General features: G+C 68.5%; 4 protein-coding genes. All 4 read right to left on the bottom strand.

Annotated elements, in window-relative coordinates; all coding sequences use genetic code 11:
• The coding region (locus tag ACWKY3_RS05215; RefSeq protein ID WP_449315366.1) for an MFS transporter at positions 1–716 on the bottom strand (716 nt) is incomplete at its 3' end.
• A gap of 217 nt (positions 717–933) precedes the next feature.
• Positions 934–1,596 (bottom strand): Crp/Fnr family transcriptional regulator, encoded by a 663-nt coding sequence (locus ACWKY3_RS05210; RefSeq protein ID WP_449315365.1) that lies wholly within the window; start codon positions 1,594–1,596, stop codon positions 934–936.
• Positions 1,597–1,793: 197 nt separating this feature from the next.
• On the bottom strand, positions 1,794–2,360 hold the full coding sequence (locus ACWKY3_RS05205) for a 4Fe-4S dicluster domain-containing protein (protein WP_449315364.1): 567 nt from the start codon (positions 2,358–2,360) through the stop codon (positions 1,794–1,796).
• Between the two features lie 10 nt (positions 2,361–2,370).
• Complete coding sequence (locus tag ACWKY3_RS05200; protein WP_449315363.1) at positions 2,371–4,827, bottom strand: molybdopterin-dependent oxidoreductase; 2,457 nt, start codon at positions 4,825–4,827, stop codon at positions 2,371–2,373.
• Between the last annotated feature and the right edge of the window lie 438 nt (positions 4,828–5,265).

Here is a 5,265-nt window from a genome sequence, read left to right as displayed (position 1 = left end):
AGCGCCACCAGAAACGAGCCCACGAGCACGGCGGGAGCGGCCTTCGGCGCACAGCGCAGCGCCTTATGCAGGGCGCTGCGGCCCATGGACTCCTTGGGCCCCTCGGGTTCCGCCGGGCCGCTGCCGGCCGCCCCGGAAGCTTCGGTTCCGGGCAACGCCCCTGTCCCCGGCGTGCGCGAAAGCGCGCCCCGCGCGCACGCCGCCAGCACGGCTGCGAGCGCCGCGGCCGAACAGACGCCCAGAACCGCCAGGCACGGCCCCGTTCCCGCCGCAGCCGCCACGGCGAAGGCGAGGGCCGGTCCCGCCGCAAGCGCCACCGAGGAAAGCGTGCGGTACCACCCCAAACACGCCCCCGCGCGTCCCGTTGGGGCAAGGCGCATGACCGCCGCAGTGGCGCTGGGGAAGAAGGCCGCCAGGCCCGCAGCCTGCGCGATTCGCAAGCCGAGCACCTGCCACGGGCTTTCGCACACCGCAAGCAGGGGGATAGCGACCGCGAACGCCAAAGCCCCCGCCGCCATGACCGGCCCCTCGCCCACCCGATCGGCCAAAGGGCCGAACCAAAAGCGCATCAGGATGGCCGCCAGCACGTAGGCCGTCCCCTGCGCGCCCGCGAAGACGGCGTCACCGCCAAGGTCCAGCACGAGCACCGGCGCCACGGACACGGCCGCGTTGTTGCAGGCGTACATCAGAAAGCCCGCGAAGAACACCGCCCCCATGCCGAAGCGCCCTGCGGGCCGGCGCGCGGCCCGGGGTCGCTCCGTAGGCTGGCAGGCGCCCTGAGGCTGCTCCGCAGGCTTCCTCGCAGGCTGGCGGGCGGCCCGAGGCTGCTCGGCAGGCTGACGCGCGGCGGCCCGGGATCGTCCCGCAGACCGCCTTGCCAGCCGCCCCGCAAGCCGTCCTACGAACCGGCGGCCTCCCCTCCCGCTCACGGCCTCACAGCCCGTCGACGTAGCGGCTCAAGCCCTCGACGTCCGCCACCGCGATGGGGCGGGTCCGCGCCGACACCAGCCCCAGCCCCCGCAGGTGGGCGAGCGCGTTGCTCACCGTGTTGCGATGCGCGCCCACCATCTCCGCCAGCTCGTCGATGGAGTACGGGATCTCCGCGTTGCCCCCCAATGCCATGGAACGCAGCAGCCCCGCCAAGCGATGCAGGCCCGTCTCGAAGGACAGGCTCGCTATCTCGTCGGTCTGAGAGCTCATGATGGAGAACAGGTACTCCAGATAGGCCAGGTAGCACTCGGTGTGAACGTCGCAGTAGGCCAGCAGGTCCGAGAACCGTATTTCAAGCAGCTCTGTGTCGGCCACGGCGACGGCGGTCGATTTGGTCAGGCCGTCGCGCTTGAACCCCTGAAAGCCGAACTGGGTGCCGTCCGTATGGTAGAACAGCGTCTTCACCCCGCCGTCAGGAGAGGTGAGATGCAGCCTGACCAGGCCGGACACCATATGGTAGGTGAACGGGTGGCGCTCCTGCTCCCTGAACACGCACGACCCCTTCTCAAACCTTCTCCGCGAGAAGCGAAGCTCGCCTTGCGCAAGCAGCCGATCGGTCGAGAACACGACCGGATACCGTTTCTTGTCTATGAACTGCGGTGTCATGAAACCGCCTCCATCCCCCGCGATCCTCGCTCCCACACGCGCTTGCGCGCCTCGCGCGCGATGCGCGCCGCCCGCCTCCACCATGCGCGTCGCCCGCCTCCGGCGCACGTTCCGCCTGCCCCGCCCTCGCCCGGCGGGTCTTGGGGCGCGACGGGGCCGGACCGCCTCCCTTCGGACAGCCCGGCCCTGCGCACAGTCTAACAGTAGTACACCGAAGGCTCGGTGCCCTCCTCGGGCAAAAGAACCTCCCCGCCCCGCTCGGAAACGAGCGCGGCCAGCTCGTCAGACGGGTCGCCCACCAGCCCGTACACGCGGGCCTCGGCCGGGCAGCTGGCCACGCACAAGGGTTCCTCGCCACGCTCGATGCGCGGGCGGCACAGATCGCACTTGCGCACGATGCCGCGCTCCTCATCCAGCACGGGCGCGCCGTACGGGCACGCCTGCACGCACGTGCCGCAGCCGATGCACACGTTCGGGTCGGATTCCACGATGCCGTCCTCGTCGCGCTTGGCCATAGCCCCCGTCGGGCAGTTCGCCACGCACAGCGGGTTCGCGCAGTGGTTGCACAGGTGGGGCCGGAACGTGACGCTCACGTTGGGATAGGTGCCCTGCACGTGGTAGTTCTCCTCCGAGCCGACCGTCTCCAAGCGCCCAAGGTACACGCCGTCGGGGCACTCGTGCAGGATCTTGCACCCGACCACGCACGTCTGGCACCCCACGCACCGGCCCGTGTAAATGAGCATGCCGTACTGTTTCTCAGCCATGATTCCCCCTTCAAGCCTTCTCAACTTCAATCATGATGTCGTTGAAGGCGCTGTTCGTCTGCGAATAGTGCTCCTCGGCCGGGCTCAACGTGAGATGGCTTAAGAACTGGTGGCTTCCGCTTGCCGTGCGCTCGGGCGTCCAGCCGGCGGGAGCGGCCGTCACGCCGGGCATGATGCCCTCGGTCACAAACGCGCGCATGCTCGCCTCGCCGCGGTCGTTGAACAGGCGCACCATGTCCCCGTTTTGTATGCCGCGAGGCTCGGCGTCTGCGGGGTTGATCTGCAGCATCGGTTCCGCCTGGACGGCATCGAGCGACGCGATGTTGAAATGCTGCGTGTGAACGTTCAGGCGGTCGTGGTACGTCAGGTGCATGAGCGGGTACTTCGCGGCCAGCTCCGGGTTGGACGCCTCCAGCGCCGGCGTGTGGACGGGAACCTCCTCGCCGAACTCCACCATGTCCTCGGTGTAGAACTCGAACCGGCCCGTGGGCGTGGAGTACTGATGGTCCTCGAACACGATGAGCGGCTCGTCGTAGATGCCCGTGGGCATGCCCCACATGCCCTCTTTGACGGCCTCGTCGAAGTCAAAGCCCTCGAACGCCGAGCTTTCCGGGTTCGGGAAGCTGCGCACCCATTCCTCGGGGGTTTTGCTCCACAGATGGCCCAGGCCCACGCGCTCGGCGAGCATGGTCATCATCTCGCAGTCCGACTTGCTCTCGCCCAAAGGCTCGATGGCGGGCTTGACCAGAAACACCCAGGGCGCGCGGTCGTAGAGGTCCCAGTACTCCCACAGCGACGTTGCGGGCAGGACGTAGTCGGCGTACTTCGCCGTCCAGGTCCACCAGGGATCGGCCACCACGATGGTGGATATGTTGGGAAACACCTCGTTGATGATGCGATGCGCGTCCGGGCTTTGGTTGAGGAAGTTCGACACGCTGAACCACATGAAGTCGATGGGCACCGGGTCGTGATCGACGGCGCACTGGTAGACGAGCGAGCTTTTCACCATGGTGGACTTGTTGTCGCCGGTGTCCACCCATTCGTCGTAGCTGAACTCCGGGGCCGTCTCGCCGGGCACGGGCTTGTTCGCCTTCGTGCCGCCCGCATGCGACGCGCCGCCTCCGCGCACGCCCACGTACCCGGCCACCGCAGCCAGCGTGGCCACCGTGCGGAACGACTGGTACGAGTTGAACGTGCGCTGCATCCCCTGCCCCATCCGGATGCCGGCGGGCTGGGCGTCGATGTATTCGCGAGCGAACGCCTCTATCACGTCGATGGGCACGCCCGTAAGCTCGCTCGTGCGCTCGAGCGTGTACTCCGCCGCGCGTTCCCGCAGGTGGACGAACGCGGGTTTGCAGGCCACTCCGTCAACCTGGAAGGAGCCTTCGATGGGGGCGTCCACCCCTTCCGTGTCGCTGGGGACCGCCTTGTTCTGCGCGGGGTCCCACACCAGGTAGGCGTCGTTCTCGCCGCGCAGGTACTTCCCGTCGTCATCGCGCACGAGAAGCGAGCCGCAGCTGTGCTTGGAGAGGAACTCCTTGTCGTGGCGGTCGTTTTGGATGATCCAGTTCATCACGCCCAAGGCCAGCGCCGAGTCGCCGCCGGGCTTGATAGGTATCCACTGGTCGGCGATGGTGGCCGTGGAGCTGAATCGTGGGTCGATGTAGACGATCTTGGCGCCGCGCTCGCGGGCGCGCACGATGTAGCGCAGCTCGCTTGTGTGCGTGTCGGCCAGGTTGCGACCCCAGATGACGATCATGTTGGAGTTCTGCTCGTAGTCGCGCGTGTCGTGGGCGCCGCGGATGACGCCGTAGACCATCTGCATGCCCATGGACGCCCCGTGGTCGCCCATGATGCCCTCGATGTCGTACACCGTGCCCCCGTAGCAGCCGGCGAACCGCGTGGCCGACTGCATGGCCAGCTTCGACTGGTTGCCGGTGAACGCGTAGAACGAGCAGGCCGCAGAGCCGTGCTTCTCCTTCGACTCCTCCATGCGCTCGGCGATCTCGTCCATGGCCTGGTCCCAGCTGATGCGCTCGAACTCGCCCGAGCCGCGCTCGCCAATGCGCTTCATGGGGTACATGACGCGCTGGCTTTCGTCCTGCACCCGCTCGATGTAGGACATGGAGCGCAGGCAGGCGTTGGCGTAGTCGGGTCGGCCGGGCATCTCGCCGGGTTCCACCGCCACCAGCTTGCCGTCGCGCACATGCCCCTTCAGCAGGCAGCGCGACGTGCAGTTGTAGCTGCAGCAGGCGTAGGAGTAGGTGGTTTCGCCCTGGGTTTGGCTTGCATCTTGCGAACCGTCTGTAGATGCGTCGTCCTCGCGACCCTGCGGCGCGCACCCCGCCAAGCCGGCGCCGAGCGCCGAGACGACGGTGATCCAGCCCACTCCTTTGATGAACGTGCGGCGCGTGAGCTTGCCGTCGCGCACGAACTCTATGGGGCCGCGCGTTGCGTTCCCTTCCATGGTTCCCCCGTTTCTCTCGTCCAACGTCGCGCCGTCGCGCGATGGGGGCATGGTACGGGTTGGGCGGGAGCCGATTCCACACAGAATTGGGTGGCGCGAGGTGCCGCGAGGACGCGGACGGGCGGAGGGAGGGCCCGCAGGCGGAGGGCGGGGGGCGGGGGCGGCGGACCTCTTCCCAGCTCCCGGGCCTTTCCCCGGATCCTCCTCAGCTCCCCGCCCGAGGCCGAGCCGAGTCCGGACTGGACCGGGCTGGGCGCCGGGATAGGGGTCGGGCCGAGGGGCCGAGCGACTCGCGCGGACGCGGCCTTCCCGTTTGCAAGGGGGTTCGGGGAGGGAGGGCCGCGCCCGCGCGGGGCGCTCGGAGGTGTCCGGGCCTGCCGGGAGGCGAGACGTCCGGGCCTGCAGGAGGAGCAGGCCGGCGGGGGGGGCGCCCACCGC

This window comes from Rubneribacter sp. (genome assembly GCF_965361815.1).
The sequence above is the reverse complement of the archived record's forward strand: the minus strand, read 5'-3'. Positions and strand labels throughout refer to the sequence as shown.